This window comes from Metabacillus indicus LMG 22858 (assembly GCF_000708755.2).
GTDB classification, from domain to species: domain Bacteria; phylum Bacillota; class Bacilli; order Bacillales; family Bacillaceae; genus Bacillus_P; species Bacillus_P indicus.
On record NZ_JGVU02000001.1, the window covers coordinates 609,201 to 635,609 of the forward strand.

Sequence of the window (26,409 nt, forward strand, 5' to 3'; positions counted from 1 at the left end):
CAAATGATGAAACCTTTATTGGTTAATATTACAATTCTTTTTTCCCTTACCTATAATGCGAATCTGTTTTTTCCGTTTCATTCAACCCAGAAGCAGGCATTAAAACAGAAAATCATTTATGGGCTGATCAGCTCATTCGGCGCTCTTCTTTGCATGGCGTATCCGATCGAAACACTCGGTGATACGAATTTTGATTTGAGAATGGTTGTTGTGATGATTGTCACCCTGTATTCCGGTTTTCTGTCAGGTGGAATTGTTCTTATTGTAACATGCTTTGCCAGATTTTTAATCGGCGGAGAATTCTATCAGATCGGGATTGCTGTTACAGTCTTTGCTTATGTTATGGCACTGCTGTTCAGGAAGGCGTTTCTTCAGTCAAGCAATAAATACATGTTTGGAAGCATCATTTTTGCCGTTTATTTTGCTGTCTATATTTTGATCATTTACTCTAAGATCAATTTTCTGGGACTTCCTTTTTACTTTGTCTATTTCCTGACCTTTTACTTTTCATGTATTTCGATGATTTATATTATTGAAAGCCTCATAAAAACAAATAAGCAGTTTGATGAAATGGTTTATATGGATAAACTCACGACAATTGGCCAAATGGCAGCAGCCATTGCCCATGAGATCCGCAATCCAATCACAACGGTCAGAGGATTTATCCAGTATATACAGCAGAATACAGCTGATGAAAATCTGAAAAAGTTTTCTCCTTTGATTTTGGAAGAACTGGACCGGACAAACAAAATTATTACAGATTATCTGCTGCTGTCAAAGCCCGGAAATCGTGAAATGACGAAGATCGATATAGATAATGTGCTAATGGACAGCATCGAGCTGCTGAAACCGCTCGGGTATTATTCCAATGTCAGCCTGACTTTCGAATCTGACGCCAGAAACGCCGTATATGGGGACATCCATCTCCTGAAGCAGTCTTTGATGAATGTGATTAAAAATGCAATTGAATCCATTGAAGACAGCGGGGAAGTAGAAATAACCAAAACAACGAATGATGCAGACGGAACCATCAGCATTGCCATCAGTGATAACGGAAAAGGAATGACGGAGGAAGTAAGAAAAAACCTCGGTTTGCCGTTCTATACCACAAAATCAAAAGGCACCGGTCTTGGATCGATGATCACAAACAGGCTGATCAGGGAAATGGGCGGCACAGTCGAATACGAAAGTGAGCTTGGAAAGGGCACCTGCGTAATTATCAGCCTTCAGTTATATCAGGAAATGAATCACTGAAGAGAAGAAGGAGACACGAATGTTCGGAGAGAAAGTATAAAGGAGAAGGGGGAGACTGGAGATCACATGTTTTCTTTTCTCATGCAGGCACTAACCGTTGCCGGTGCCATTTTCTTGTTTACAGCCCTGTATATTGTGATTCGAATGATTAAGAAGCAGTAAAAAACCCAGTTCAAGCTGAACTGGGTTTTTTGTATTGGACTCCCGGAGCTAAACGGGCGATTCCGCTTTTCTCGGTGTCCAGCTACATCGCCCAACTCCTCTGCCAGAACGGAACCGTCGGCAAAGGCAAAAAGCGCCTTCACCGCCGTTTCCTTATCTGACTCCCGGAGCTAAACGGGCGATTCCGCTTTTCTTATTGTCCAGCTACATCGCCCAACTCCTCTGCCAGAACGGAACCGTCGGCAAAGGCAAAAAGCGCCTTCACCGCCGTTTCCTTATCTGACTCCCGTAGCTTACCGGGCGATTCCGCATTTCTATCTATATACTATGTGAAATAAAATTAGCAAGAAACAGCACTGCGATGATGTAAAGCGGCAGGGCCACTTCGTTTGTGCGTTTCATGGCAAGTTTTAAGATTGGATAAGCAATGAATCCAAAGGCCATTCCGTCTACGATGCTGTAGGTAAGGGGAATGAGTGCAATGATCAAAAAGGCCGGAAAGCTTTCCGTAAAATCTTTCAGATCGATGTTCTGGATATTCTGAATCATCAGCCCGCCGATTAAAATTAAAATAGGGGCAATTGCACTGTCTGGAATCAATTTAAGATACGGCAGAAAGAACAGTGATCCTAAAAACAGGAAGCCTGCTGTGATGGCAGTCAGTCCTGTGCGTCCGCCTGCCTGAATTCCTGCAGCTGTTTCGACCGTGCTTACTGTTGGACTAGTTCCGAATAAGCCAGCTGTAATGGCCGAAATGGCATTTGCCCTGAGCGAACCGCTGTACCTGTCTTGTCTGCTGATCATATTGACGTGTCCGTGAACAAGGCCGATGTTTTCAAACACGATGACCATCGTGAGTGAGAAAGTGGCCGTCCAGAATGCGAGATCTGCCATCTGATTAAATGACATGGCGCCAAAAACCTGAGTATACGACGCCGCAGAAAAGGAGGTCCCGCTGCTTTGAGAACTGTCAATCAAGCCAAATCCTGCAGCAATGGCTGAACCGGCAAGAATGCTGATCAGGAAGTTGCCCGGAATGTTCCTGGCAAACAGCACAATTGTAATGATTAATGTTATCAGCGTAACGAAGACATGGGGATCTGTAAAATCACCAAGTTTGACGAACGTCGTCTCGCTTCCGGTGACAATTCCGCCTTTTTGCAGACCGATAAACGTAAGGAATATCCCAATTCCGACCGTAATCGCTTCTTTCAGCGAGTCCGGTATGGAAGCGCTGATGATGCCGGAGAGCTTCGTGAATGCAACAAGTGCAAAAAGAAGACCTGAGACAAAAACGACGGCAAGACCTTCCTGCCAGGAAAGTCCCATAGAACCGCAGATGGTGTAGGTGAATAACGCATTCACCCCCATCCCTGGAACTAGAATAATCGGTGTTTTTCCAATAAAGCCCATTAGTACACAACCTGTGAAAGAGGTAAGAATGGTGGCGATAATGCCTGCTTCAATCGGAATGCCTGCGTCTGCCAAGATCGCTCCGTTAACGGCTACGATATAGACAATCGTAAAAAAGGAAATCATTCCTGCGAGCAGCTCTTTTTTGACTGTCGTGTCATGCTGTTCAAGCTGAAAGTACTTATGCAATTTTTAACCCTTCCTTAAAAAGTAACCCTCGACCCAACCCGTACAACCGGCATCAGCCGATTCACATATAGCATTATACCAAGAGGGAAGACTTTGTGCATTATCTTTATTTGTCATTTTCTGTGAGAGGCTTTTTTATCATGACTCTTATTAAACAGACAGGAGCTCGTTCACGTTAATTTTTTGTAAACGGGCAGGTGGCGGCTTCCTGTTTAAAGAAGATAACCATACAAAAAGAAAACGGAGGATGCAAAATGGCACACTTAGAAAAGCCTGAAACGATTAGCCTTCAAAAGGATAGGGCCTGGAAACTGTACTTGTCGCTCCCTATTTTGTCATGGGCGCTTTATGATTTTGCGAACACCATCTTTTCATCTAATATTACAACCATTTTCTTCCCTTTTTATTTGCAGGAAGTCATTGGCGCAAACGAAAGACTGGACCAGATCGCAAGTTCATTTATATCCTATGCCAATGCAGCAGCAAGCTTCCTGCTCGTTCTGTTTTCTCCGCTGTTCGGCGTATTAATTGACAGATCGGGTAAAAAGAAGGCACATATTATTCCTTTTACCTTAATAACCGTGCTGTGCACCATTCTTATGGGGGTTTTTGGAATGACAGAGTTTTCTTATACGCTCTTTGGACTCCCCGCTGGTTTAGTGTACGTTATTTTGCTCTTTATCATGGCGAAATTCTTTTACCATTCAAGCCTGATCTTTTATGATACGATGATTTCTGATTTAGGCACTGGAAAGCAGATTCCTTTAATATCTGGATTCGGTGTTGCCGTAGGGTATGTAGGGACTCTTGTGGGCCTCAGTGTTTATCTGCTTATTGGAGATTCAGGCTTTCATAAGGCATTTATTCCGACAGCCCTTCTTTTTCTGGTCTTTTCCCTTCCGCTTTTTTTCTTTGTGAAAGAAAAGCCTTTTGAGGGTAAACCTCAAAAGACCGGATTTTTGGATGGCTACAGAGAAATTATCCGGACCTTTAAGGAAGTAAGAACGTATAAAGCCGTTTTTTTATTCATGATTGCCTATTTCTTTTTAAACGATGCCATCGCCACCGCCGTAGCGATGATGGCTGTTTATTCAAAGGCGATTGTAGGGTTTTCATCAGGTGAATTTATTTTGCTGTATCTTGTCTCAACGGTGGCAAGCATAGCCGGGTCTTTTGTATTTGGATATATTACAAAGGCATCAGGAACGAAAAAAAGCATTATGTATGTAGGCATCATTCTTGTCATAGCGCTGGCTTTTGCTGCATTTGCTGTTAATGCAGCCATGTTCTGGGCAGCTGGAAGTTTATTCGGAGTTTCTCTTGGAGCTATGTGGGTCACATCAAGAACGTTCATTGTAGAATTGACGCCGGAAAACAAGAGGGGACAGTTCTTTGGGCTTTTTGCCTTTTCCGGGAAGGTGTCATCCATTGCAGGGCCGCTGCTTTACGGAACCATTACACTTGTTCTTGCTGATTACGGTGATCTTGCAAGCCGGATCGCCATTGGCTCACTGATGATTCTTGCAGGCATCGGGCTTGCTGTCCATATGTTTGTTCCTGACCATGAAGCGTAAGCCTGAGATTTCCTCAGGCTTTTTTTCATTGTCCGGTTGAGAAAGATCAAATTGTTCCGATATATAAGGTATGTGTAACTATAGAGAGGAAGAAAACGATGCAGCAGACAGAGATATTATTGGAAAGCGGCACGAATGAACTTGAAATCGTTGAATTTACTGTAGCGGGACTAAAATTCGGGATTAATGTCATTAAAGTGAAAGAAATCATCCAGCTTCAGACGATGACAAAAGTGCCTCATGCCCATCCGAACGTTGAAGGCATTACTGAGCTGAGAGGGGAAGTTCTGCCTGTAGTGGATACAGCAAAAGCACTTGGTCTTGGGGAGAATCCCAACTCATCTGCAGACAAGCTGATTGTGACGGAATTTAATAAGCAAAAGGTCATCTTTCATGTGCATGGCGTCACTCAAATTCACCGGATTTCATGGAGCCTGATTGAAAAACCGTCCCGTCTTTACCAGGGTCTCGAAAGTCAGATAACAGGAGTCGTGAAATGGAACGGGGAAATGATTCTTCTGCCTGACTTTGAGAAACTGATTGTTGAGATTAATCCGGAATCGGGCATTCACTTAAATCAAATAAAAAAGCTCGGAAAGCGCGAACGGTCAGATAAGAAAATCGTCATCGCAGAAGATTCGCCATTACTCAGAGGGCTATTGCATGATACGCTGCAGGAAGCGGGATTTGTAAATCTGGAATTTTTTGAAAATGGCAAAGACGCACTGGACTACCTTCAAACGCTCTGCAGCAGCGGCGGTGCATTAAAAGATGAAGTGCAGCTGGTGATTACAGACATTGAAATGCCGCAAATGGACGGCCACCATCTGACGAAGCGTATTAAGGAGCATACGGCGCTTGCGGTTCTGCCTGTTCTCATTTTTTCTTCGCTCATAACAGAGGATCTTAAACATAAAGGTAGAAAAGTCGGGGCGGACGGACAAGTAAGCAAACCTGAAATTGCTGAGCTCGTTTCCATGATTGATCAATATATTCTTTAGGGCTGCAGGATGAAGAAAGAGGCCTTTCCATATGAGGAAAGGCCTCTTTCATATATCTCTTCAATAGCTCTCGCCCAAGCGTTTAAATACAGGTTTTTTGTATGTAGGTGCAGATTTATTGGGGCGGTTTGAAACAGTCTCCTTTACGCCGACATACTGCTGAAGCAGTGCTTTTGCTTTTGCCAGGGATAAATGTATTTTTGGATTTCGGTATGACTGATTCAGTGAACCGAGATGTGGGAGATTTTCGAAGTCATCTTTAGTGGGAGGCATATGAAAATAATATTCTCCGGCAGATATAAGAACGTCTGACTGCTGTTTGCTGTTTTTAGGGTTATTGGAAAAGTGCAGTCCTTCTTTTTTTGCTTTTCCTTCGGTTAAGAGTTTTTGAAGGGCACGTTTCTTCAGCATATATAAAAATTTCGGGTCTGGCGCCGTCTTAGCATGCCGGTTTACGATATAGATTGCTTTTGCTACATTATCTGTCGTTGGTTTAAGCGGCTGATTTCGCTGATCGTCCATTTTCTCTCTCCTTTGAACATTTATTCGCTTATTCTAAATTATACGTTTCCAGGTGTAAAATGCAAACTTAATCTAAAATCAATTACCCGTTTTCCCGGTTTTCGTTCATCAGCTGACGATCTGAAAACGAATCCATGATCTTCAGGAAATAATCCGCATAAACAGGATCCCATTGTGTGCCGCGTCCTTCTTTAATAATGGAGAGCGCTGTCTCAGACGGCATTCCGCGTCTGTATGGTCTGTCAGAAGTCATTGCGTCGTATGCGTCCGCAACGGCCATAATCCTTCCGAAAAGAGGAATATCATTTCCTGCGAGTCCTTCAGGGTATCCATGACCGTCAAACCGTTCATGATGATATTTGACGCCTGGAATGAGAGGCCGGAGCATTTCAGCAGGCTGTACACTTGAGAGAATGCTTGCACCAATAACCGGGTGTTTTTTAATTTCTTCATATTCTTCCATGGTCAAGCGTCCTTCTTTCAAAAGGATGCTGTCTTTAATGCCGATTTTGCCGATGTCATGGAGAAGCGCTGATTTCCTCAAGTCATCAAGAGTTTCTTCGCATAATCCTGCTTCCCTGCCAATCATAACGGAATATTCCGCTACTCTGATGGAGTGGCCAGCGGTATTAGGATCTCTTGCATCTAGAGCAGAGGCAAGTGTTGTATACAAACTTTCCAGAAGCTGATTATTGATCTGATCACGCTCTTTGAGCCCGCGTATCATTTTATTAAAACCCGCGATAACCGTTGCAAATTCATCCGAATAAACCTCATTCCGGTAATGGAATTGCCCCTGTTCAACCTCTGCCATGCCCTCCTGAAGCTTCTCAATAGGTTCAGAAATGTTTTTGAACAGCAAAAAAGAGCCAAAAACCGCAAATAGCACAGACATAATGACAATCAGCATGGACCAGCTCCAATATTCAGGCAATCCCGGAGCCACACCTTCCTTAAAACGCAGCTGTGAAGCCAGAGCAAACAGCAGCAGCGGGTATACACCAATGTAGATGGCGCTGAACATGACTTTGGACTTTAAAGAGATGGGGATTTCCCGGTCAGGCACAAGATCCGTCCCATAAAGCATAAGACCTTTATTGCGGAGGGTAATAAGCATAGGCTTCACCGCTTTGGAACATAAAAAGAATTCAATGACGCTGTGCATGCCCGCAACTAAGAACGTGACTGCAAAAGCTGGAAGAATGTATGATAGCGGGATATTCAGCAAGTTATTTTTTATTAGGCAGATTCCAAGCAGAACCGCAGGAACTGAAAAGCCAAAAAGATGAGGACCTAAAATTCTGTATACGCTTAGAAGCGGAAAACGGTGTGCCTGTCTGAAAGCAGCATCAAGCGTGTCCAAAGAGGTATCTCTGTCTTTGAAAACGTTTTTGATCGGAGCAATGTGTATTCGGAAGAGAGCCCATTCACAAAGGCTCATGCAGATAACCGAACACAAGAGCAGCAGCATCAGCAGCATGACTTCTGATGCTGAAATCGTAAGTGTAGTAAAAATAAGAACGGAACCCACGCCAAATACAGCCAATAAAGACGCAGTAAAATTATGAATGATCAACTTTGTTATAAACTCTTTATATAGTGTCAATTGGGGACCCAACTTTCAGTCAATACTTCTCCAGTAATATCGGCTGTTTTTTCTGAATCTTTACCGGAACACTGAAAACTTGAAAAAAAAGACAGCAGATGATGTCTGCTGCCGTGAAAACGACTTACGAAATATGAATCTGTTCTTTTCCTGTCCGCTGTGCAAGCTTTCTCTGGGAATACTCGAGTTCTTTGCTTAGCTTTGGCAAAGTAAGGGCATAGAAAAGGAAAACGAAAAGAATCACAGTGGCCATTCCATAGTAGAGATATTCAATGTTGCTGATAAATTTCGGAAAGACTACGGCAATAATGCCAAGGGTCAGGGACTGAGCAAACATCATCAATGGATCAGTCCATCCGCTTACTCTGCCCATCAGTTTTGGATGGACGATTTTAGGCATCCAGCCTCCAATGGCCACATTAATTGGTCCAATGCATGTCCCAATAATGAACACAGTGGCAAGAAAAATGCCAAGATGATCGGTCAGACCAAGCATAAAAATCAGAATGCCGCTTACGAAAATCGGATAAATCATCATTTGATGCGGCTTGAATCTTGAAGACAGGAATGTACCGATGAGGCTTCCGGCAAGAAGTCCGGCTCCAAGGGAAATGGCGAAAAATGAAGCATACTTTTCGTAATTGTCAGGCGACAGCTCGTACTTCATAGTAAAGATCGGAAGGATGGAAAAAGCACCATTCACAAACCCGAATACAAAGAAACCGAACACGAGCGAAGCGAGCAATTTGTTTTTTACAATATACAGAATGCCGTCTTTAAAGTCACGGTAAGTGGAAGAAAGACTGAAATCCTTCCATTTCGCTTTTCCATTTGGAAGTCTTGCCTCCATGGGGATTTTGCAGCGCCGGATGAGTATTGCTGAGATGACAAAGCTGATAAAGTCGAAAACCACGGCGCCCTTTAGTCCGATTGTCTGATAGGCGATTGCACCGAGCCCCACTCCAAAAACCATGAAGATACTGAACAGAATCTGGTTCAGCCCTGCAGCCTGCGCATACTGCTCTTTACTTAAAATTCCCTGCACGAGGCTTGCTTCTGCAGGATAGAAAAATTTTGTCACTGCACTTCTTAAAAAGAGCAGGAAGAAGATGAGCGGGATGGAATTTAAAAACAGGGAACCAAACAGAATCACAGTCAGAAAGGCTCTGATCCAGTCACAGTTTTCAGCTACTTTTTTTCTGTCAAAACGGTCTGCTACCACCCCGACCAAAAAGAAAACAAACAGCGTTGGAAGTGAATACATCAGTTCTGCCAGTGTCGCATAGGACGGCTGGTGGCTGAAGCGGTCCAATAAGTAAAAGGCAAAGGCCATATTTCCGATTGTAGTGCCCATTTGCGAAGCGAGTGCTGCAAAAAAGAGCTTCACAAAATTTCTGTTTTCAAAGATTTTCATTATGCTGCTCCTTATTTTGCAGGATAGTAGTCACAGTAGTTATTATAATAGAAACATGTTCGTTTTAACATAAAGGTTTTGTAAAAATTTTACTGGCGAATGGATACCCTTGTTCCGTTCGGGACAAGGGACCCGAGCTCAAGGACATCTTTGTTCTGCATGCGGATGCATCCTCTTGAAACAGCCTTTCCGATTGAGCTTGGATCGTTCGTGCCGTGTATGCCGTAATGAATTTTTGACAGGCTGAGCCAAAGCACTCCAAATGGACCTCCAGGATTCGGCTGTCGGTTGACAATGACAAATTCTCCAATAGGGGTTCTTGAAAGAATCTTCCCGACAGCTATCGGATAGACTTTCATCACTTGTCCTCTATTCAGCAGAGTCAGCTGTCTGCGGCCAATCGATATCATGATGCTGTATGGAATGGAAGAAGGCTCAGGCAGCCCGGGAATAATCAGAGGCTGTCCGGCGGTTAATTTATTTGGATCTGACAGCTGGTTGGCAGTAATGAGAACCGCCGGACTGATGCGGAAGTCCTGGGCTATTGAGGTGAGGGTCTCACCGGGTTTTACAAGATAGATCATCTGTTTTCACCGCTTTATTTGTGATGAATACTTCTTTTTACATGACAACTCTCCGGATTTCTTGAGGCATTTGCACAGTTCCGGCGTTTTAAAGCATCATATGTGCACATATGGATATTGTTTCCGCCCGCTGTGCCACTCCGTTTCTTCGATGTGGTATAATTTTCTATATTCAGAGGAGTTGAGCAGATGATTAAGGAAAAATATGCGATTATTGACATTGGCTCTAACACAATGAGACTGGTTATTTATCAGCGTGATAAAAGCCGGAGACTCAAAGAAATTGAAAATGTAAAGATATCGGCGAGGCTCCGGAACTATTTAACAGATGAGTCTTTCTTAAACGACGAAGGAATCAGCGTTTTAGTTTCATCTCTGCTCAGTTTTCAGGAAGTAACGAGGCATCATGACCTTAAAGATGTGAAGTGTGCAGCAACGGCGACCATCAGACAAGCTGTCAATAAGGACGCCGTATTAGGATTAGTCAAAGAAAAAACAGATTTTACGATCCGTATTCTCTCCGAATATGAAGAGGCATATTACGGTTTCCTCGCAGCCGTAAATTCCACTCAGATCAGGAGCGGAATCACCATTGATATCGGCGGGGGGAGTACGGAGATTACCTACTTTGAAAACCGCAGCCTCATAAATTATCACAGCTTTCCTTTCGGCGCCCTGTCTTTGAAAAAAGAGTTTGTAAAAGGGGAAAAACCGACAAAGACAGAATTGCATGAGCTAAGGCTTTATCTTGAAGAAAACTTCAGAACACTGCCTTGGCTTATGAATAAAGGTCTGCCGGTAGTGGCAATAGGGGGAAGTGCGCGCAATATTGTACAAATCCACCAGGCCATGCAGGAATATCCGCTTGCAGGCGTCCACTTATATGAAATGTCAGGAAACGATCTCCTGGACGTTCAGCAATTTCTTTCCCCCATGACCATGCATGAGCTGCAACGAACGGAGGGACTGTCAAAAGACAGGGCTGATATTATTCTTCCGGCAGCGCAGGTTTTTGTCACGCTGACAGCCATTACGGCTTCAGACCGGTTTATCTTGAGCCGAAAGGGCCTGAGGGACGGTGTTTTTTATGAAGAGCTTACGAGAGGCACAGGAACAGCCATTTTTCCGAGTGTGATTGAAGAAAGCTTTCACGAATTGCTGAGTGATTATGACATTGACCTTGATCACGTGCAGCATGTCACAAAAATTGCCCTTGAGCTGTATTCCGGTTTAGCTGCTGCGGGGAAAATTTCTTATACAGAAGAAGATATCCGCCTGATCAGGAGAGGATCGTTCGTTTATAATCTGGGGCAGTACATTGATTCGGAATCAAGCAGCCAGCATACCTTTTACCTGATCGCCAACCGGACGATAGACGGTCTGTCCCACAGAGACAGACTGAAGCTTGCGCTGATCGCCTCCTTTAAAAGCAAGTCTGCCTACAAACAATATTCAGCTCCATTCAAACACTGGTTTTCAAAAGTTGAGCAGCACAAGATCATGCTGCTTGGAGCCATCATTAAATTTGCCTACAGTCTGAATGCAACAAAAAGAAATGTTGTCCGTTCTGTCAGCCTGCAGGATGAAATTGACCGCACAGTCTGCATCATCACATGTGACGGCAATTATATGCCTGAGGAGTATCAGGCAGAAAAACAAAAAAAGAATCTTGAAAAATTTCTAAAGAAAAACATTCAATTAAAGTTTCAGCAATAGATTAGGAAAGGGAAAAGAAGAGGAGAAGCTCTTCTTTTTTCTGCAGCATTTACATAAACCACAAATAATCTTTACACACCATTTACTTTCCTCTAAACCTCAAGTGCTATCATTACAAATGAATCCAAATGACTAATTCAAAAGGGTGACTTTTTTATGAGCACATTGCACACCGATGAAGCAAAACTTGGCAGCCCTCACTATTATAATAACCGGGAGCTCAGCTGGCTTGCCTTTAACAAAAGAGTGCTCGAAGAGGCGATTGACAGCAGAAACCCACTTTTGGAACGCTTGAAGTTCCTTGCGATTTTCAGCTCAAACCTTGATGAGTTTTTTATGGTCAGGGTTGCGGGTCTAAAGGACCAGGTGAAGGCGGGTTTCGGCAAACCTGAGAACAAAGCAGGACTTACCCCGAAACAGCAGCTGAAGCAAATATCAGAACTGAATCATAAACTTGTTGATCTCCAGGCAGGCACCTATAATGACGTGATTCTACCCGCATTGAAGAAGGAAGGGATTGTATTCTTAAGCTTAGAAAGCCTTAAGGAGGACCAGCTTGACATCATTGAAAAACACTTTGACGAGCACATTTTTCCCGTGCTGACCCCAATGGCTGTTGATGCATACAGGCCATTTCCCATGCTTCTGAATAAGAGCCTCAATCTGGTCGTGAAGCTTGAAGATCATTCTGAAACAGAAGAATTCAGGGCGAAAACGGCCATAGTGCAGGTTCCGGCCGTGCTCGACCGGTTTATTCCCATCCCTTCAGGCGAAAAAGACTGCTCATATGTACTATTGGAAGATGTAATCACCCGCTATATACATAAACTGTTCCACGGCTATCACGTCCAGTCGGTCACACCTTTCCGCATTACCCGAAACGCCGATATGACCATACACGAAGAAGGGGCAAGAGACCTTCTGAAGGAAATAGAAAAAGAACTGAAGAAAAGAAAATGGGGTGCAGCCGTCCGGCTTGAAGTGAGAAAGAACGGCTTTGATTCGCACGTTTTGGATTATCTCCTTGAAGAACTTGAGATCCACAGCGGCGATGTTTATGAAATTGACGGACCGCTCGATTTTACTTTTCTGTTTGGTTTTTACAAAGAGCTGAGTTCTAAATTTGAACATCTTACGTTTGAAACGTTTATTCCACAGCCTCCTAAAGATCTTCTTGCTGATGATGATGTTTTTCAGACCGCAGCCGTCCAGGACCTGTTTTTGCACCATCCCTATGAATCTTTCGAACCTGTGATTGATTTTGTCAGAGACGCTGCAGAAGACCCTGATGTATTAGCCATCAAACAGACTCTTTACAGGGTAAGCGGCGGATCGCCTGTCATTGAAGCGCTGAAAAAAGCGGCTGAAAATGGCAAGCAGGTAACCGTCCTAGTTGAACTTAAAGCAAGGTTTGACGAAGAGAACAATGTTCAGTGGGCAAAAGAACTGGAAAAAGCGGGATGTCATGTTATTTACGGTATGACCTATTTAAAAACCCACAGCAAAATTACGCTTGTTGTCAGACGGAAAAACAGCCTGATTGAACGGTTTGTTCATCTGGGGACCGGAAATTACAACGATCAGACAGCGAAAATTTACACGGACATGAGTTTGATTACCTCTGACTACCACTTTGGAATTGATGCGACCAATTTCTTCAATTATTTAAGCGGCTACACAGAAAAGCCGGAATTTCATCACATTTCAGTCGCGCCCTTCGATATTAGAACCGATTTTTTAAAGCTTGTTGATCAGGAAATTGATTACCACCGTCATTTCGGAAACGGAAGAATTATTGCGAAGATGAATTCACTCACAGATAAAGCGATTATTATGAAGCTTTATGAGGCTTCGATTGCAGGAGTGAAGATTGACTTGATTGTGCGGGGCACATGCTGCCTGAGACCGGGAATTGAGGGAATCAGTGAAAAGATCCGGGTAAGAAGCATTGTCGGCAGGTTTTTGGAGCACAGCCGGATTTACTCTTTTCATCACAACGGCGAAAATAAGATGTTTTTATCCTCAGCTGACATGATGACCAGAAATATGGAAAAGCGGGTTGAAATACTCTTTCCGGTGTTTGATGTGAAAATTAAGACGAGAATCTTTTCAATGCTTGATATTATGCTGTCTGATAATGTCAAAGCCAGAGAACAGGATGCGTCCGGTGATTATCATTATGTATCCCGGCTCCCCCATGAAGAGGAGATTGACAGCCAGGCAATATTGCGAAAATTGTCCTACAGAGTATCAGAGGATGAGGAATGATAAGGAGAGTGCCGTTCAGGTGCTCTTTTTTTGCGTGGAGTAAATAGCAACAGCCCACTTTCACAGAAGGAATCATAGTACAGGCAGTGCAGGATATGATACTATGAAAAAAGACTTATTAAAAACGGTGAAGTGCGTGATAAAGATCATGCTGAGAATGAGGGTATCATGAATAAATTAAAGAAAGCCATTACAGAAGATTTCAGTTCAGAAGAAAACATTGAAAAAATAGAATCCATCATTTTTGCCATCATTCTTGAACATATAAAAGATCTTGTTTTTCTGATGAAGGTTGATGAGGGGCAGCTGCGGTATGTATTTGTGAATGACGAAGGAGTAAGGCATGCCGGGCTTCCGGATCATTACGGGGGCATGGCGCTTTCGGATGTGATGGATAAAAGCACCTCCCTTCATCTCACGGAAATGTACAGGACCGTCATTGAGTTAAAAGAACCATATTCCTTTCAGGATCAAGTGCAGTTATCGGATGGGTCTCTCATGTTCGGTGAATCGATGCTGACGCCGATTTTAAACGATAAAGGAGACGTCATCTATATTATTTCAGTCACAAGGGATATTTCAGACCGAATGCTTGAAAGGCAAAAGCTCATTGAGAGCGAGCAGAGATACAGGTCTCTGTTCGATCACACGAATGACAGCATCCTCTCACTCAATTTGAACGGCACAATCCTGTCGGCAAATCCCGCTGCAATTAATCTTTTTAAAAGAGTAACGATTTCAATTACAGGAAAGTCCATATTTAAACTGTTTGAACAAAATACAGCTGAAACGGAGAAGCTGTTAACCGAAGCATCTGAAGGAAGAACGTTTGAGACAGACGTCCAGCTTACAGTGAAAAGCAAGGAATGGCACCTTCACCTGAAAACATTTCCGATTGTTTTAAATGGAAGCGTTCAGGGCATCTATCTGTTTGCGAAAGACGTTTCTGACCAAAAGCGGCACGAGGCCCTGATCAGTCATATGGCTTTTCATGATGCACTCACCGGACTTTTGAACCGGACGGCCCTTGAAAAACATCTTAAAGATTGTCTAAGCAGTGATGCGGACTCTGTTCATGCGCTCATGTATATTGACCTGGACAGGTTCAAATGGCTGAATGATACAGCAGGCCACTCGGCAGGAGATCTGCTCCTGCAAAAAGTGAGCGATCGCCTGCAGTCCATTGCAGCACCGTCCTTCAGTGTATACCGCCATGGAGGGGACGAGTTTATCCTGTTATTCAGAAATACTGATAAGTTGGAGGCAACCTCCTACGCTAAGCAAATTCTTGATTTGTTTGCCGAACCTTATTATCTCAATGAACTTGTTTATTTTGTCAGTCCGAGCATCGGAATCAGCCTGTACCCTGAGCATGGAATAAGCGGGGAAGAACTGATTGCGGGGGCCGACCTTGCCCTGTACGAAGCCAAGCATCAGGGAAGGGGACAGTTTCAAGTATTTCACGCCGGGCTCCATCACCGGTCAAAAAGGCTCCTTGATATGGATTCAGGCCTCAGGCAGGCGATTGAAAACGATGAACTTCACCTCGTCTATCAGCCTCAAATTAACCTTGAAACGGGCGAGACAGAGGGTTTTGAAGCTCTTGTCAGGTGGGAAAGCGAGGTGCTTGGAAACGTTTCTCCTGCCGAATTCATTCCTGCTGCAGAAGAATCCGGACTAATTATTCCCATTGGAGAATGGATCATGGAAGAAGCGTTCAGGCAGCTTGCAGAGTGGAGATTTGAGGGATTCGGGAACCAATGCATTTCCATTAACCTGTCTTCCAAACAATTTCAGCAGCGCAACCTTCCTGAAATGATCAGGTCGCTGCTTCGGACCTATCAGATTTTGCCCCGGCAAATTACACTTGAAGTGACTGAAAGCGCGCTTCATCACCAAAAAGAAGCTTCACTTGCCTTAAAGAAGCTGAAAGAAATCGGTGTGAGGATTGCGATTGATGATTTTGGGAGCGGATTAACTTCGCTGCAAAGCCTTAAAACGTATCCTGTGGACCTTTTAAAAATAGACCCGGCATTTATTAAAGGCGGAATCAGCGATGGCAAAGACGCGGCTGTAATTGCGTCAATCGTTCACTTTGCTCAAAGTCTTTCTCTTGAAGTTCTCGCAGAAGGAATTGAGACTGAAAATCAGGCGGAGTGGCTGCTTTCGCTGAATTGCAACAGGGGCCAGGGATTTTATTTTTCAGGCCCGCTTTTACCGTCAGAAATATCGTCCGGGTTCAGCTGCAGCACCAAAAAAGCACCTTAATTCAGGTGCTTTTTTCTTTTGTTCTTAATGTGAAAACAGTGATTTCAGGGACAGAAAGAAATCGGAAAGGAAGCCTCGTCGTACCAAGCCCCCTGTTCACATAAAGGGTCAGCCCATCCTCTTCATACATGCCCTCTGTATAGACAGAAGCAAAGGGAGGAGTTATGAGCGGGCCATAAAGGGGCAGCTGGACCTGTCCGCCGTGGCTGTGGCCTGAAAGCTGCCAGTCTGCAGGGTGCTTTTTCGTTTCCAGTGCAGCATCCGGCTCATGTGCAAGAAGGAGAGTGAAATGACTGCTGTCTGCACCGGCAAGCGCCTGCTCATAATCAGGTTTTCCAAGCATCAAATCATCGATCCCGGCCAAATAGATGAATGAACCATCCAGCAAAGAAATCTTTTTGCCGCTGTTTTTCAGCAGAGAAAAACCGGATTCATCCATTATGGCCTTATAAACGTCTGTCCCGTATCCCCCATGGTCGTGATTTCCATATATGGAGTATTTTCCGAGCGGTGCTTTTAATTTTTTCAGTTCAGGGGCAATTTTGTGCAAATATTCATATTGATTCGGTTTATCGACTAGATCTCCCGTAAATAAAATGATGTCTGGAGAAAGCTGGTTTATTTTACTGACAACTTTGACCAGCTGGGCAATTGAATAATCATGACCCAGATGGGTATCGCTGAATTGAACCAATCTAAGGCCATCAAAGGCCGGAGGGATTTTGCCGTTTTTCATAGTGATTTGAGTCACTTTCATCAATTTTGGCTCAATATAACGTGCATAACCATAGCCGAAAAAAAGAGCAAACAGCATTCCTGCAGCTGCCGATAAAAAAAATTTGAGAAAACTTCTCCTCGAATGGGTGTGTTCCAGACTGCCGCCCCCTTTCAAAAAAACTGCCCCTACTACTTTTAGAAAGAAGGTCTGTTTTCCTCTTTTTGAGATAATTATTTTAATTGTTAGAAAACTATGGTAAAATATGAATGGTCATTCATTTTGGGGGTGTTTTTGTTGAAGGATAAAGTAATTATAGTTACAGGCGGTTCCAGCGGGATGGGAAAAGCAATGGCGGGTAAGTTTGCGGCACAAGGCGCGAACGTTGTCATTACCGGAAGATCAATTGAAAATTTAGAAGCAGCCAAAGAAGAAATGACAGGTCTTGAAGGGACAATCACTCCATTTCAGATGGATGTGAGAGTGCCTGAAATGTCAGAAGAGCTGATCCGCAAAACCGATGAAGCATTCGGACGCATTGACGGTCTCGTCAACAATGCTGCGGGTAATTTCATCTGTCCGGCTGAACAGCTTTCGGTTAATGGCTGGAACTCCGTTATCAATATTGTCTTGAACGGAACGTTTTACTGCAGCAGTGCAGCAGGGAAGTACTGGATTGAAAAGCAGCAAAAAGGATCGATTTTGAACATGGTTGCTACATATGCTTGGGGAGCAGGAGCGGGTGTCATTCACTCTGCTGCAGCGAAAGCAGGCGTGCTGTCCATGACAAGAACGCTTGCTGTTGAGTGGGGAAGAAAATACGGCATTCGGGTAAATGCCATCGCACCGGGTCCTATTGAGAGAACTGGGGGAGCGGACAAGCTGTTTCAATCTGAGGAAGCAGCTAAAAGAACGCTGAAAAGTGTACCGCTTGGACGTCTTGGAACTCCTGAGGAAATCGCAGCCCTTGCTTCGTTCATCCTTTCTGAAGAAGCTTCATACATGAACGGAGAATGCATTACATTAGACGGCGGACAATGGCTGAATCAGCACCCGTTTTAATCACTGACGATACATTCAAAAAGATGCTCGCCTTAGAGCATCTTTTTTCATTTCTTAAGCATCATTAAACCGTCCTCTCACTATGGTATAATCATACAAAACAAAGAGAGAAAGCGGGGAATGGGATTTGGATCCATTGGATATTATGTCAAACCTGGAGGACGCCAGACCGTTCTACCAGGCCATTTTCAGTGCTGACGAACAAAAGGCAATCGGGTATGAGATCGTAGGGAGAATCAACCTAAACAATGAATGGAAGAGCATGGGGCCTTTCTTTAGAGATGATTCCATTCCTGATGAATACAGACTTGAGGCAGACTGCCACATTTTACATAAGGCTCTTGATAATTTTCTAGATCCGGCTGATGATACCCTGATATTTATTAACAGAGATGCAAATCTGCTTATGCTCGATCACGGTGAAAGTCTTCTCGAATTATTGTTTCAATGGCAGGAAAAGGGCGGAAATCTTGAACGGATCGTGATAGAGATTACAGAGCATACATTTACAGGTGATATTCGGCAGCTTACACATGTTTTTACTTATTACCGGACATACGGCATTAAAATGGCGGTTGAAAATGTAGGGAAAGCAAGCAGCAATTTGGACAGAATTGCTCTTCTGATGCCCAATATCCTGAAAATTGATCTGCAGCCACTCAGGTTAACGTCGCCCCTGCAAACGTATCACGATGTTTTGTATTCCATATCCCTGCTTGCAAGAAAAATAGGTGCAGCCATTTTGTACAGCGAAATTGACCTTCATTTCCAGTTTCAGTACGCGTGGAAAAATGGCGGCCGTTTCTTTCAGGGGGATTATCTTCAGCCGCCAAGAGAAGACAAAATAGAACCTTACCTCCTGAAAGAGAAAATGACAGGAGAGTTTCAGGCGTTTATCAGGTATGAAAAGAAAAAGCTGCAGCATTTTTATGACCTGTCCGAACAGTTTCATCAGCGAATCAGCCTTCTCTTTGCGAAAGAATCGAAGCATGATGCAGGTTCATTTGATGAACTCATTAAAAAACTCGCGGAAGAACTGAACGATTGCTGTTTCAGAATCTACGTCTGCGATGGGGACGGATTTCAGCAAAGCTCGAACTTCCTGAAAAAAGACGATGAATGGAAAATTCAGCCTCACTACAACCAAAAAAACTGGAGCTGGCGCCCTTATTTTCTTGAAAATATTATGAAGATGCAGATCAGGAAAAAAGGCTTTTTCAGTGATGTTTACAGCGACATTGAAACAGGTGAATCCATCAGAACATTCTCCTACCCAATTGATCAGCAGCATTACCTGTTCCTCGATCTGCCCTATTCCTATCTTTACGAAAATGAAGGGCTGCTGTAATAAATTTTGTTCATTGCGCCATCCTAGATAGAAAGAACGCTCTAAGGGGTGACAATATGGACAAATTCACAATCGCTCTGGCCATTCTCGCTTTTATGATTGTAGCTGGGGGACTAATCTACACGGCAGGAATCGGCCGACTTGTTGACATAAGAAAAAGTGAAATAGATACTCCAATGAATGAAAAAATTCAGCGTCATCCATACATTCGAAACCCGATCTTCCTTACCTACCTTATCGCGCTGGGCCTGGTGGGTTTCTATATTCTATATTTGGCTTTCACGAGATCCTGGTAAAAACAGCAGCAGTCAGTTGCTGTTTTTGTTTTGATAAGAAATACGATTAACCTTTTTTCAATAGGGTAAGGAATAAAATAAGAGAAATTGTCAGAAAATGATGGTATTTTGTGGATTATCGTTGGATAAAAACGACACAGACTCTGATAAAATTTAAGCACAGATATTAGCGGGAGGGTAATGACATGAAACTTCTATTAAGCACACTCGTCGCACTTATATTATTTCTGGGTTACGGACACGCAGGTTCTGCTGAGGAACTGCTGACCGAGGAACAGTCGGTTCAGGCAGTGAAGGAGGCGTCAGAGCTGCAGGCGGCCCTCACCGAAAAGGAACGGCCTTTAAATGAAATAAAGGCAATGATGGAACCTTATTTCACCCATGCATTTATTGAAAAGTATGTAAAAGAGAACGTAAAAGAAACGGAAAACGGCTATATCGTATATGGCAGCGATTTTACTCCTTACAGCATGCCTTATTTTAATTATGAGGAAGATCTGTCGTTCGGTTCTGAAAATAATACGCATAAATTATTTCAGTTTTTTCCTGCTGAAGAGGAAGGGCCTGTGAGCTATGATGACCACTATGAGGCTGTCCTGTTTGTCCATGAGAACGGCGAGTATAAAATTGATGATGTCATCTTTTCAGAGACTGAGCCGAAAACAGAATCTCCTGAAGTGAAACAGAGTCCGTTTAATGTCAGCCTGATTTTCGATCAGTCTGATGCTGTTTCTTTTGGGAATGAGGGCGGTTTCAGTTTTATTTGGAACCCTTATTTCAAAATGAAAACACTGCTGAGCGCTTACGCCTATGACGTAAAGAGTGCTGCAGGAAATGCAGAGTGAAAAGAATGATATCTTCCGGTTTTCAGACAGGTAATAAGACAAATCCCGGCCTGCATAACCTCTAAAGGGAACCACTCTTTTAAAGGGGGATTACGGGATGATAAAGCGTTTTAACCGGCTGCTGATTGAGCTGCCAAAGCCGAAGTATGCGGATCCAAATGCGGCAGCTGCCGTTCAAGAGCTGCTCGGCGGAAAATTCGGTGAGATGTCAACGCTTAATAATTATATGTTTCAGTCCTTCAATTTCAGACAGAAGAAAAAGCTGAAGCCTTTTTATGATCTGGTTTCAAGCATAACGGCCGAGGAGTTTGGCCATGTTGAGCTCGTTTCCAATACGATCAATTTAATCCTGAGCGGCTCCACTTATCCTGCACCTCCTGATGCGACACCTATGCAGGGGGCAAAGGACAAGAGGAACAGCCAGCATTTTATTCAGACGGCACAGACCTCCTATCCCTTTGACTCTATGGGAAAACCATGGACGGGAGAAAATGTATTCAACAGCGGGAATCTGGTCCTTGATCTGCTTCATAACTTTTTCCTTGAATGCGGGGCGAGGACGCATAAAATGAGAGTGTATGAGATGACGGACCACCCGGTAGCTAGAGAGATGATCGGGTACTTGCTCGTCCGTGGCGGGGTGCATGTCGTTGCCTATGCAAAAGCTCTTGAAGTCATTACCGGTGTTGATGTCGGAAAAATGCTGCCGATACCTAATCTTGATAATAAAGCTTTTGCAGATGCGAAAAAATTTGAGGACATGGGCATCCATCTGAGGCTTTATACGTTCAGTGATACGGATTATAAAGACATAAATAAAATCTGGAAGGGACAGCATCCGATTGACGGCCAGCCTCTAAAAGTATTTGACGGCATGCCATCAGGAGCGCCGGTGCCGGACCTGGAAGAAGTTCCTGAAGAATTTGCCCCGGGTATTTCAAAAGAGGATTTTGATGAAATTGCCAAGAGGCTGATGAGATCAGCGGGAATATAAAAAGGATGTCCCAAAAATAAAACTTTGGGACATCCTTTTTGCTCGTTCAGCCAATTTCAAGCAGTTTTTCAAGCTTCTGCAAATCGAATCCTGCTACTGTTTCCCCGTCTACCGTCACTGTTGGTGTAGAAAAAGATTTTAATTGTCCTGTCATTCTGTTTCTTGCTTCAGTATCTTCTGCTACATTGAAAACCTTGTATTCAATCCCGTGATGATCTAAATATTGCTTGACGATCTGACACGGCGGACAGTCGGGCTGTGTATAGACATGTACTTCTTTCATTCCTGTCATGCTCCTTTTTTCAGCTCTTTATCTTTTTGGCATATGCATCAACAAGACCCATGGCACAAACGGATAGATCAAGATCCAGTATTCTGTAAACGCTGTGTGTTCTTGGGATGCCTTTTAAATCAAGATAAGCATAAATCTCTTTTTGAAGTTCCATTTTAACACGTTCTGCTGCTTTTTCTAAAGAGTGAACCCCGGTTTGACCCGCGCCTGTTTCCGCTGCCCTGATAAAGACCGGCAGCCATTCTCTGAGTGCAGCCGTAGCGGTTTTTGGATTGCGGCTCACTCCGAAATGACTGAAATGGATCGCATTTAAATCCAAGCTGTCAAATAAATCAGCAGCTTTAAGCATCGCTTCGGGGTTGAACTGATTCGGGGAAGTGGACGGCAAATAAAATTCAAGCCCTTCAGTAAGCAGTTCCTGATAGTAAATGCCGATTGTGTCTCCTGTATACATACTCATGCTTTTATGGTCTAAAATGCTGAAATGATGATTGGCATGCCCTGGTGTATCATAAAAAGTGAGCTTTGAATCCGGTCCGATCCCAATGGATTCACCATCTGACATGGCGATAATCCGGTCTTCAGGCACTGGTACAATCGGCGAAAAAAGACCGTCAAACTGTTCGCCGTACACCGCTTTTGCACCGGCAATCAGTCTGCTGGGATCAATTAAATGCCTGGCCCCTTTTGGATGCACGACAACCTTTGCATTCGGGCAGCTTTCAAGAAGCAAACCCGCTCCGCCTGCATGGTCAAGGTGGACATGGGTAACAATAATATAGGAAATATCTTCAAGCCGGACGCCAAGGTCATTCAACCCATTTTTAATATGTGGAACAGAAGGACTTGATGAAGGCTCAAAGAGTGTGATATTCTCTTCAAGTAATACATAGGAACTTGTACGACCCGTCATCCCTAAATCATGACTGTCGATGATTGCTGAACGTTCATCCATTTTGGTTACAAGCGACACGTTTTTACCCCCTTGTGATCATTTTATTTCTCCCATCATACCCATTTTATGTTTGCCCGGACACGATGTAAAGAATTTTCAGGCAGCTGTAAATCCGATGGATAGAATAAAGAAGGACGCACAAACTAGAGGCGAAGGCGGACCTCAAGTTGACTCACTCTGTTGGAGGTGATACTAATGTCACAGCTTTTAGGTATCATAACTAGACTTCAAAGTCTGCAGGAAAATGCCGTTTCGAATGAACCAAGCCAGCGCTTCTTTGAAGTTGAGGGTGAAAAACGCTGCAGTGTAAAATATTTTGATAAAACGGATACGTTCGAACTTGAAGTATTCCAAAAAGATGAAAAGCCCCAGTCTTATCAATTTGACAACATCGATATGATCGCAATTGAAATTTTTGATTTGCTCCAATAAACGGGAGGGAACCGATGAATACGAAACCAAGCGTCATTTGTCCGAATTGCCATGAGCAGCAGCCTCTAAATGAAGTGCTGACAGCTCTGTCGAATCAGAATGTCAATTATTCGTGTTCCAGCTGCCATTATCATATGCGTAATATTCAAACGAAAAAAGGGTAAACAGCCAAAATCATTGGCTGTTTTTTTTTGTGACCATTTTCTAGTCTTAACCAACATTTGGTTAAGTGAAAAAAGTTTTTATAAATTTGTGTGAAAATCCGAAACCTTCATTCAATTTCAAACGTTATATATAGTGACTCGGGAAATGATACGGATCTGTTCAGCGGTGAAACAGCGGACTGTTTAAAAAGAGTGCTTTGAGGAAAAAATATACTATAAAATTTACGCCAATTTGCTCAATACTCTCTTCAGCCAAGCATATAATATCTTGGTTCTGCAATTTCCGCTGAAAAGGAGCTGTCTTATGACTGACCATTTTGCCTTTTACAATGTCTCTGAAGGAAACATGTCATTTGAAGCTATGATCCATAAAATTAAATCTTTCCTTAAAAAAGATCCGAGGAGCACCTATCTTCTGTCAATCGGCACAGATTCACAGGTTCATCAGACAGAAACAAAGTTTATCACTGCTGTTCATGTTCACCGAGTTGGAAAAGGAGCGTGGGGCTGCCTGAAGAATACAGTCTTCCCGCGGCCAATGACGAGCCTTCATGAGAAAATATCCATGGAAACGACTCTAAGCCAGGAGCTTGCCTATGCGTTTACATCCGTTTATTTAGCAGAGCTTGCAGAAATTCTTATTCCTTATTCGGATGAGGGAGCAGATCTTACATTTGAAATTCATCTGGATATTGGGAGGAAGGGTGTGACAAAGGACCTTATTCAGGAGATGACCGGAAGAATTCAGGCTATGGGCCTGGAAGCAAAAATCAAGCCTGACTCCTATACTGCATTCAGCTATGCCAATCGGTTCACAAAATAATGAACCTGTCGGAATTTGCGGTTGACGCAGTGCTTTTTCATTGATTAATCTACCATTAAGGGGGCAATCTATTATGAATTCTGCAGCAGAAATTCTTTCACAGGACGACCAAAAATTTTTAGTTGAGCTTCTTCTTAAACAGCAATATGCTCTGGAACTTGTCAGCAGCGAGATTTATGAAATTGAAAACGGCACAAAACAGTCCGATCATGCAACCTATCAAAAACTGATCCGGCTTTATGACCGAATCCGATTTGAAGTGAAATGATTACATACACCTGGTACTCTTAGCAAGAGTATCTTTTTTTTGCTTTTCATGATAAAAGATGCTGATGAGCGAATGGCAAAGGAAAGATGAATCCGCATTTCTTTGCCTCTTTGTGGTAGAATAAAGGGGTGGTTTGAACATATTTAAAGCGGGGTAAATGGGTTCGGTGTGAACTTTTTTAGAGAGGGAGAACAAATGTGATTAGCATACATACAAAGAAATTACTCAATGAATCAACGATAGAAGAATATATGATACCTTCAGATAAGGTTGCACATGTACAGATTGGGAATAACCTTGAGCATGCGCTGCTTGTTTTGACAAAAACAGGCTACACGGCGGTGCCGGTTCTTGATCCTTTCTTTAAACTGCATGGACTTCTTGGCACAAACATGATGATGGATGCTATCTTAGGCCTCCAGCGAATCGAATTTGAAAAGCTTGAACATATGAAGGTTGAAGAAGCAATGAATGCGGATATTCCAAGGCTGCATTTGAAAGATCCAATATCAAAAGGGCTGGATTTAGTCATTGATCACTCTTTTGTCTGCGTTGTCGATGATGACGGCATATTTGAGGGAATCTTGACAAGACGCGCCATTTTGAAAGAACTGCAAAAACAAATGACTGAAAACAGATAAATTCCGGGAGAGAAGGAGAGGTATATTTGCTCCTTCTTTTGCTTTTTTAAAGAAAAGGGAGACGATGAAGGTGGCACAGGCTATTCTTGAAAAAGAAGAAATCAAGCAGCAGTCTTCGAATATGAAGCGCCCATTTATCCTGGCTGCGGTTATGCTCGCAATGTTTATGGCTGCCATCGAGGCCACGATTGTATCTACAGCCATGCCTGCGATTGTAGGGGAGCTTGGAGGATTTTCATTATACAGCTGGGTTTTTTCATCCTATTTGCTGATGAATGCTGTTACCGTATTGATTTATGGAAAGTTATCCGATCTATTCGGCAGAAAGCCTGTTCTAATATTCGGCATTTCTGTTTTTCTCGCCGGTTCTGCAATGTGCGGGATGGTCAGCTCGATGGAGTGGCTGATTGCAGCACGTTTTATTCAGGGGTTTGGTGCTGGCGCTGTCATGCCGATTGCATCGACAATTGTCGGGGATATTTATACAAAAGAAGAACGGGCTAAAATTCAGGGATATTTATCAAGCGTATGGGGGATTTCAGCCATTATGGGACCGGCAATCGGCGGGCTGTTAGTCCAGTTTGTGAGCTGGAGATTCGTCTTTTGGGTCAATATTCCGCTTGGGCTTTTAGCGATTGCAGGGCTTGTTTTATATCTCCATGAAAATGTGGAGCGGAAAAAACATGAAATTGATTACAAAGGAGCCCTATTCTTATTTCTTTCCATAAGCACAGCGATGATTGTTCTTGTAGAAGGAGGCATCAGATGGCCATGGATGTCAAGTCCGGTGCTGCTGATCTCATCGGCAGCCATTCTTACTTTTGTCCTATTTATTCGACAGGAAAAACGAGCAAAAGAGCCTATGATGCCGTTTAGTATCTGGAAAGAAAAAAGCATTTTCATCGCAAATATGACCTCATTAACAACAGGTGTCATGCTGATTGGAATCTCTTCTTTTCTGCCGGCATTTGTACAGGCTGTGATGGGACAGACTCCGATTGTAGCGGGATTCACTCTTACCGCTATGTCCATTGGCTGGCCAATCGCATCAACTATATCAGGCCGGCTTCTTTTTAAAATTGGTTTTAGAACCACCTCGGTTATCGGGGGTGCAGCCCTGATTGCCGGAAGTGCTGTTTTCTTCACGCTGACACCTGACGACGGCCCTCTCTGGGCTGCCTTTGGTTCCTTCCTGGTCGGCATAGGGATGGGAATGACCACAACGGCTTTCATTGTCTCTATTCAAAGTACAGTCAGCTGGGAGCAGCGGGGTTCGGCAACAGCGGCAAACATGTTTATGCGAACGCTGGGCAATACGATCGGCGCTGCTCTGCTTGGAGGCATTTTAAATACCCGGCTGCAGTCTTATTTCAGAGAAGAAGGAATTGGCGAAACAATCGATCTAGATTCCGTGAACAGGCTCCTCAGCCCTGAGGAAGCATCAAAGCTTTCTGCTGATGCTATGCAGGCTTTAAAAGAAGGGCTGACCTACTCCCTGCACAGTGTCTATATCATGGTGTTTGTATTTGCTGTTATTAGTTTCGCGCTTATATTGAGGCTTCCGAAAGAAAAGAAAGAGGCGCAGGAGAAATAACTCCCGCGC

At 43.5% G+C, this 26,409-nt stretch carries 25 protein-coding genes; 17 read left to right on the forward strand and 8 right to left on the reverse strand.

Annotated features, from left to right (window positions below):
• Positions 1-3: 3 nt before the first annotated feature.
• A complete protein-coding gene (locus AZ46_RS02965; protein WP_174434969.1) occupies positions 4-1,254 on the forward strand; it encodes an ATP-binding protein in 1,251 nt (416 codons plus the stop codon).
• Positions 1,255-1,734: 480 nt separating this feature from the next.
• Here the strand turns inward: AZ46_RS02965 and AZ46_RS02975 are convergent, their stop codons facing one another.
• On the reverse strand, positions 1,735-3,018 hold the full coding sequence (locus AZ46_RS02975; RefSeq protein ID WP_029281593.1) for an NCS2 family permease: 1,284 nt from the start codon (positions 3,016-3,018) through the stop codon (positions 1,735-1,737).
• Positions 3,019-3,272: 254 nt separating this feature from the next.
• Here AZ46_RS02975 and AZ46_RS02980 point away from each other — a divergent pair, with 254 nt between their 5' ends.
• Entirely contained in the window at positions 3,273-4,592 is a 1,320-nt protein-coding gene (locus tag AZ46_RS02980) for an MFS transporter (RefSeq protein WP_029281591.1), read from the forward strand.
• 98 nt (positions 4,593-4,690) lie between these two features.
• Positions 4,691-5,593 (forward strand): chemotaxis protein, encoded by a 903-nt coding sequence (locus tag AZ46_RS02985; protein WP_029281589.1) that lies wholly within the window; start codon positions 4,691-4,693, stop codon positions 5,591-5,593.
• Positions 5,594-5,653: 60 nt separating this feature from the next.
• On the opposite strand, the gene AZ46_RS02990 is transcribed toward AZ46_RS02985, so the two are convergent.
• The 4 genes from AZ46_RS02990 to AZ46_RS03005 form a co-directional block, all read right to left on the reverse strand.
• A complete protein-coding gene (locus AZ46_RS02990; RefSeq protein ID WP_029281587.1) occupies positions 5,654-6,115 on the reverse strand; it encodes a YkyB family protein in 462 nt (153 codons plus the stop codon).
• A gap of 82 nt (positions 6,116-6,197) precedes the next feature.
• Entirely contained in the window at positions 6,198-7,691 is a 1,494-nt protein-coding gene (locus AZ46_RS02995; protein WP_081870123.1) for an HD domain-containing phosphohydrolase, read from the reverse strand.
• Between the two features lie 154 nt (positions 7,692-7,845).
• On the reverse strand, positions 7,846-9,135 hold the full coding sequence (locus tag AZ46_RS03000; RefSeq protein ID WP_029281584.1) for an MFS transporter: 1,290 nt from the start codon (positions 9,133-9,135) through the stop codon (positions 7,846-7,848).
• Positions 9,136-9,224: 89 nt separating this feature from the next.
• Positions 9,225-9,719 carry a L,D-transpeptidase family protein gene (locus AZ46_RS03005; protein WP_029281582.1) on the reverse strand — a complete coding sequence of 165 codons (495 nt, stop codon included), beginning with the start codon at positions 9,717-9,719 and terminating at the stop codon, positions 9,225-9,227.
• A gap of 189 nt (positions 9,720-9,908) precedes the next feature.
• Between AZ46_RS03005 and AZ46_RS03010 the strand changes: the two genes are divergently transcribed.
• The 3 genes from AZ46_RS03010 to AZ46_RS03020 all read left to right on the forward strand — a co-directional run bounded on the left by AZ46_RS03010 (position 9,909) and on the right by AZ46_RS03020 (position 15,971).
• Complete coding sequence (locus tag AZ46_RS03010) at positions 9,909-11,435, forward strand: Ppx/GppA family phosphatase (protein WP_029281580.1); 1,527 nt, start codon at positions 9,909-9,911, stop codon at positions 11,433-11,435.
• A gap of 156 nt (positions 11,436-11,591) precedes the next feature.
• Positions 11,592-13,703: an RNA degradosome polyphosphate kinase gene (locus tag AZ46_RS03015; protein WP_051865140.1), complete on the forward strand. Its 2,112-nt coding sequence runs from the start codon at positions 11,592-11,594 to the stop codon at positions 13,701-13,703.
• Positions 13,704-13,871: 168 nt separating this feature from the next.
• The gene (locus AZ46_RS03020; RefSeq protein WP_051865143.1) at positions 13,872-15,971 is read left to right on the forward strand and encodes an EAL domain-containing protein; all 2,100 of its coding nucleotides are present in this window, start codon (positions 13,872-13,874) and stop codon (positions 15,969-15,971) included.
• A 1-nt stretch (position 15,972) separates the two neighbouring features.
• On the opposite strand, the gene AZ46_RS03025 is transcribed toward AZ46_RS03020, so the two are convergent.
• Entirely contained in the window at positions 15,973-16,785 is an 813-nt protein-coding gene (locus tag AZ46_RS03025; RefSeq protein ID WP_051865185.1) for a metallophosphoesterase, read from the reverse strand.
• A gap of 156 nt (positions 16,786-16,941) precedes the next feature.
• On the opposite strand from AZ46_RS03025, the gene fadH reads away from it, so the two are divergent.
• The 5 genes from fadH (at position 16,942) to AZ46_RS03050 (ending at position 21,231) form a co-directional block, all read left to right on the forward strand.
• Positions 16,942-17,748, forward strand: a complete 807-nt coding sequence (fadH, locus tag AZ46_RS03030; protein WP_174434966.1) for a 2,4-dienoyl-CoA reductase — start codon at positions 16,942-16,944, stop codon at positions 17,746-17,748.
• A gap of 145 nt (positions 17,749-17,893) precedes the next feature.
• Positions 17,894-19,096 (forward strand): EAL-associated domain-containing protein, encoded by a 1,203-nt coding sequence (locus tag AZ46_RS03035; RefSeq protein ID WP_029281566.1) that lies wholly within the window; start codon positions 17,894-17,896, stop codon positions 19,094-19,096.
• A 56-nt stretch (positions 19,097-19,152) separates the two neighbouring features.
• Entirely contained in the window at positions 19,153-19,392 is a 240-nt protein-coding gene (locus tag AZ46_RS03040; RefSeq protein ID WP_029281564.1) for a hypothetical protein, read from the forward strand.
• Positions 19,393-19,577: 185 nt separating this feature from the next.
• Positions 19,578-20,237, forward strand: coding sequence for a DUF3993 domain-containing protein (locus AZ46_RS03045; RefSeq protein WP_029281562.1), 660 nt, complete (start codon positions 19,578-19,580; stop codon positions 20,235-20,237).
• A 97-nt stretch (positions 20,238-20,334) separates the two neighbouring features.
• A complete protein-coding gene (locus tag AZ46_RS03050) occupies positions 20,335-21,231 on the forward strand; it encodes a manganese catalase family protein (protein WP_029281560.1) in 897 nt (298 codons plus the stop codon).
• Positions 21,232-21,277: 46 nt separating this feature from the next.
• Here the strand turns inward: AZ46_RS03050 and AZ46_RS03055 are convergent, their stop codons facing one another.
• Both AZ46_RS03055 and AZ46_RS03060 read right to left on the reverse strand, forming a co-directional pair.
• A complete protein-coding gene (locus AZ46_RS03055) occupies positions 21,278-21,514 on the reverse strand; it encodes a glutaredoxin domain-containing protein (RefSeq protein WP_029281558.1) in 237 nt (78 codons plus the stop codon).
• Positions 21,515-21,533: 19 nt separating this feature from the next.
• Positions 21,534-22,496, reverse strand: a complete 963-nt coding sequence (locus AZ46_RS03060; RefSeq protein ID WP_029281556.1) for an MBL fold metallo-hydrolase — start codon at positions 22,494-22,496, stop codon at positions 21,534-21,536.
• Between the two features lie 177 nt (positions 22,497-22,673).
• On the opposite strand from AZ46_RS03060, the gene AZ46_RS03065 reads away from it, so the two are divergent.
• The 6 genes from AZ46_RS03065 (at position 22,674) to AZ46_RS03085 (ending at position 26,400) form a co-directional block, all read left to right on the forward strand.
• Entirely contained in the window at positions 22,674-22,910 is a 237-nt protein-coding gene (locus tag AZ46_RS03065) for a YkuJ family protein (protein ID WP_029281554.1), read from the forward strand.
• A 14-nt stretch (positions 22,911-22,924) separates the two neighbouring features.
• Positions 22,925-23,074, forward strand: a complete 150-nt coding sequence (locus tag AZ46_RS22140; RefSeq protein ID WP_168713760.1) for a hypothetical protein — start codon at positions 22,925-22,927, stop codon at positions 23,072-23,074.
• 304 nt (positions 23,075-23,378) lie between these two features.
• Positions 23,379-23,897 carry a ribonuclease H-like YkuK family protein gene (locus AZ46_RS03070; protein ID WP_029281552.1) on the forward strand — a complete coding sequence of 173 codons (519 nt, stop codon included), beginning with the start codon at positions 23,379-23,381 and terminating at the stop codon, positions 23,895-23,897.
• Positions 23,898-23,970: 73 nt separating this feature from the next.
• Positions 23,971-24,165 carry an antirepressor AbbA gene (abbA, locus tag AZ46_RS03075; protein WP_029281550.1) on the forward strand — a complete coding sequence of 65 codons (195 nt, stop codon included), beginning with the start codon at positions 23,971-23,973 and terminating at the stop codon, positions 24,163-24,165.
• A gap of 197 nt (positions 24,166-24,362) precedes the next feature.
• Positions 24,363-24,806 (forward strand): cyclic-di-AMP-binding protein CbpB, encoded by a 444-nt coding sequence (cbpB, locus tag AZ46_RS03080; protein ID WP_029281547.1) that lies wholly within the window; start codon positions 24,363-24,365, stop codon positions 24,804-24,806.
• A 121-nt stretch (positions 24,807-24,927) separates the two neighbouring features.
• A complete protein-coding gene (locus AZ46_RS03085) occupies positions 24,928-26,400 on the forward strand; it encodes an MDR family MFS transporter (RefSeq protein WP_029281546.1) in 1,473 nt (490 codons plus the stop codon).
• Positions 26,401-26,409 lie beyond the last annotated feature (9 nt).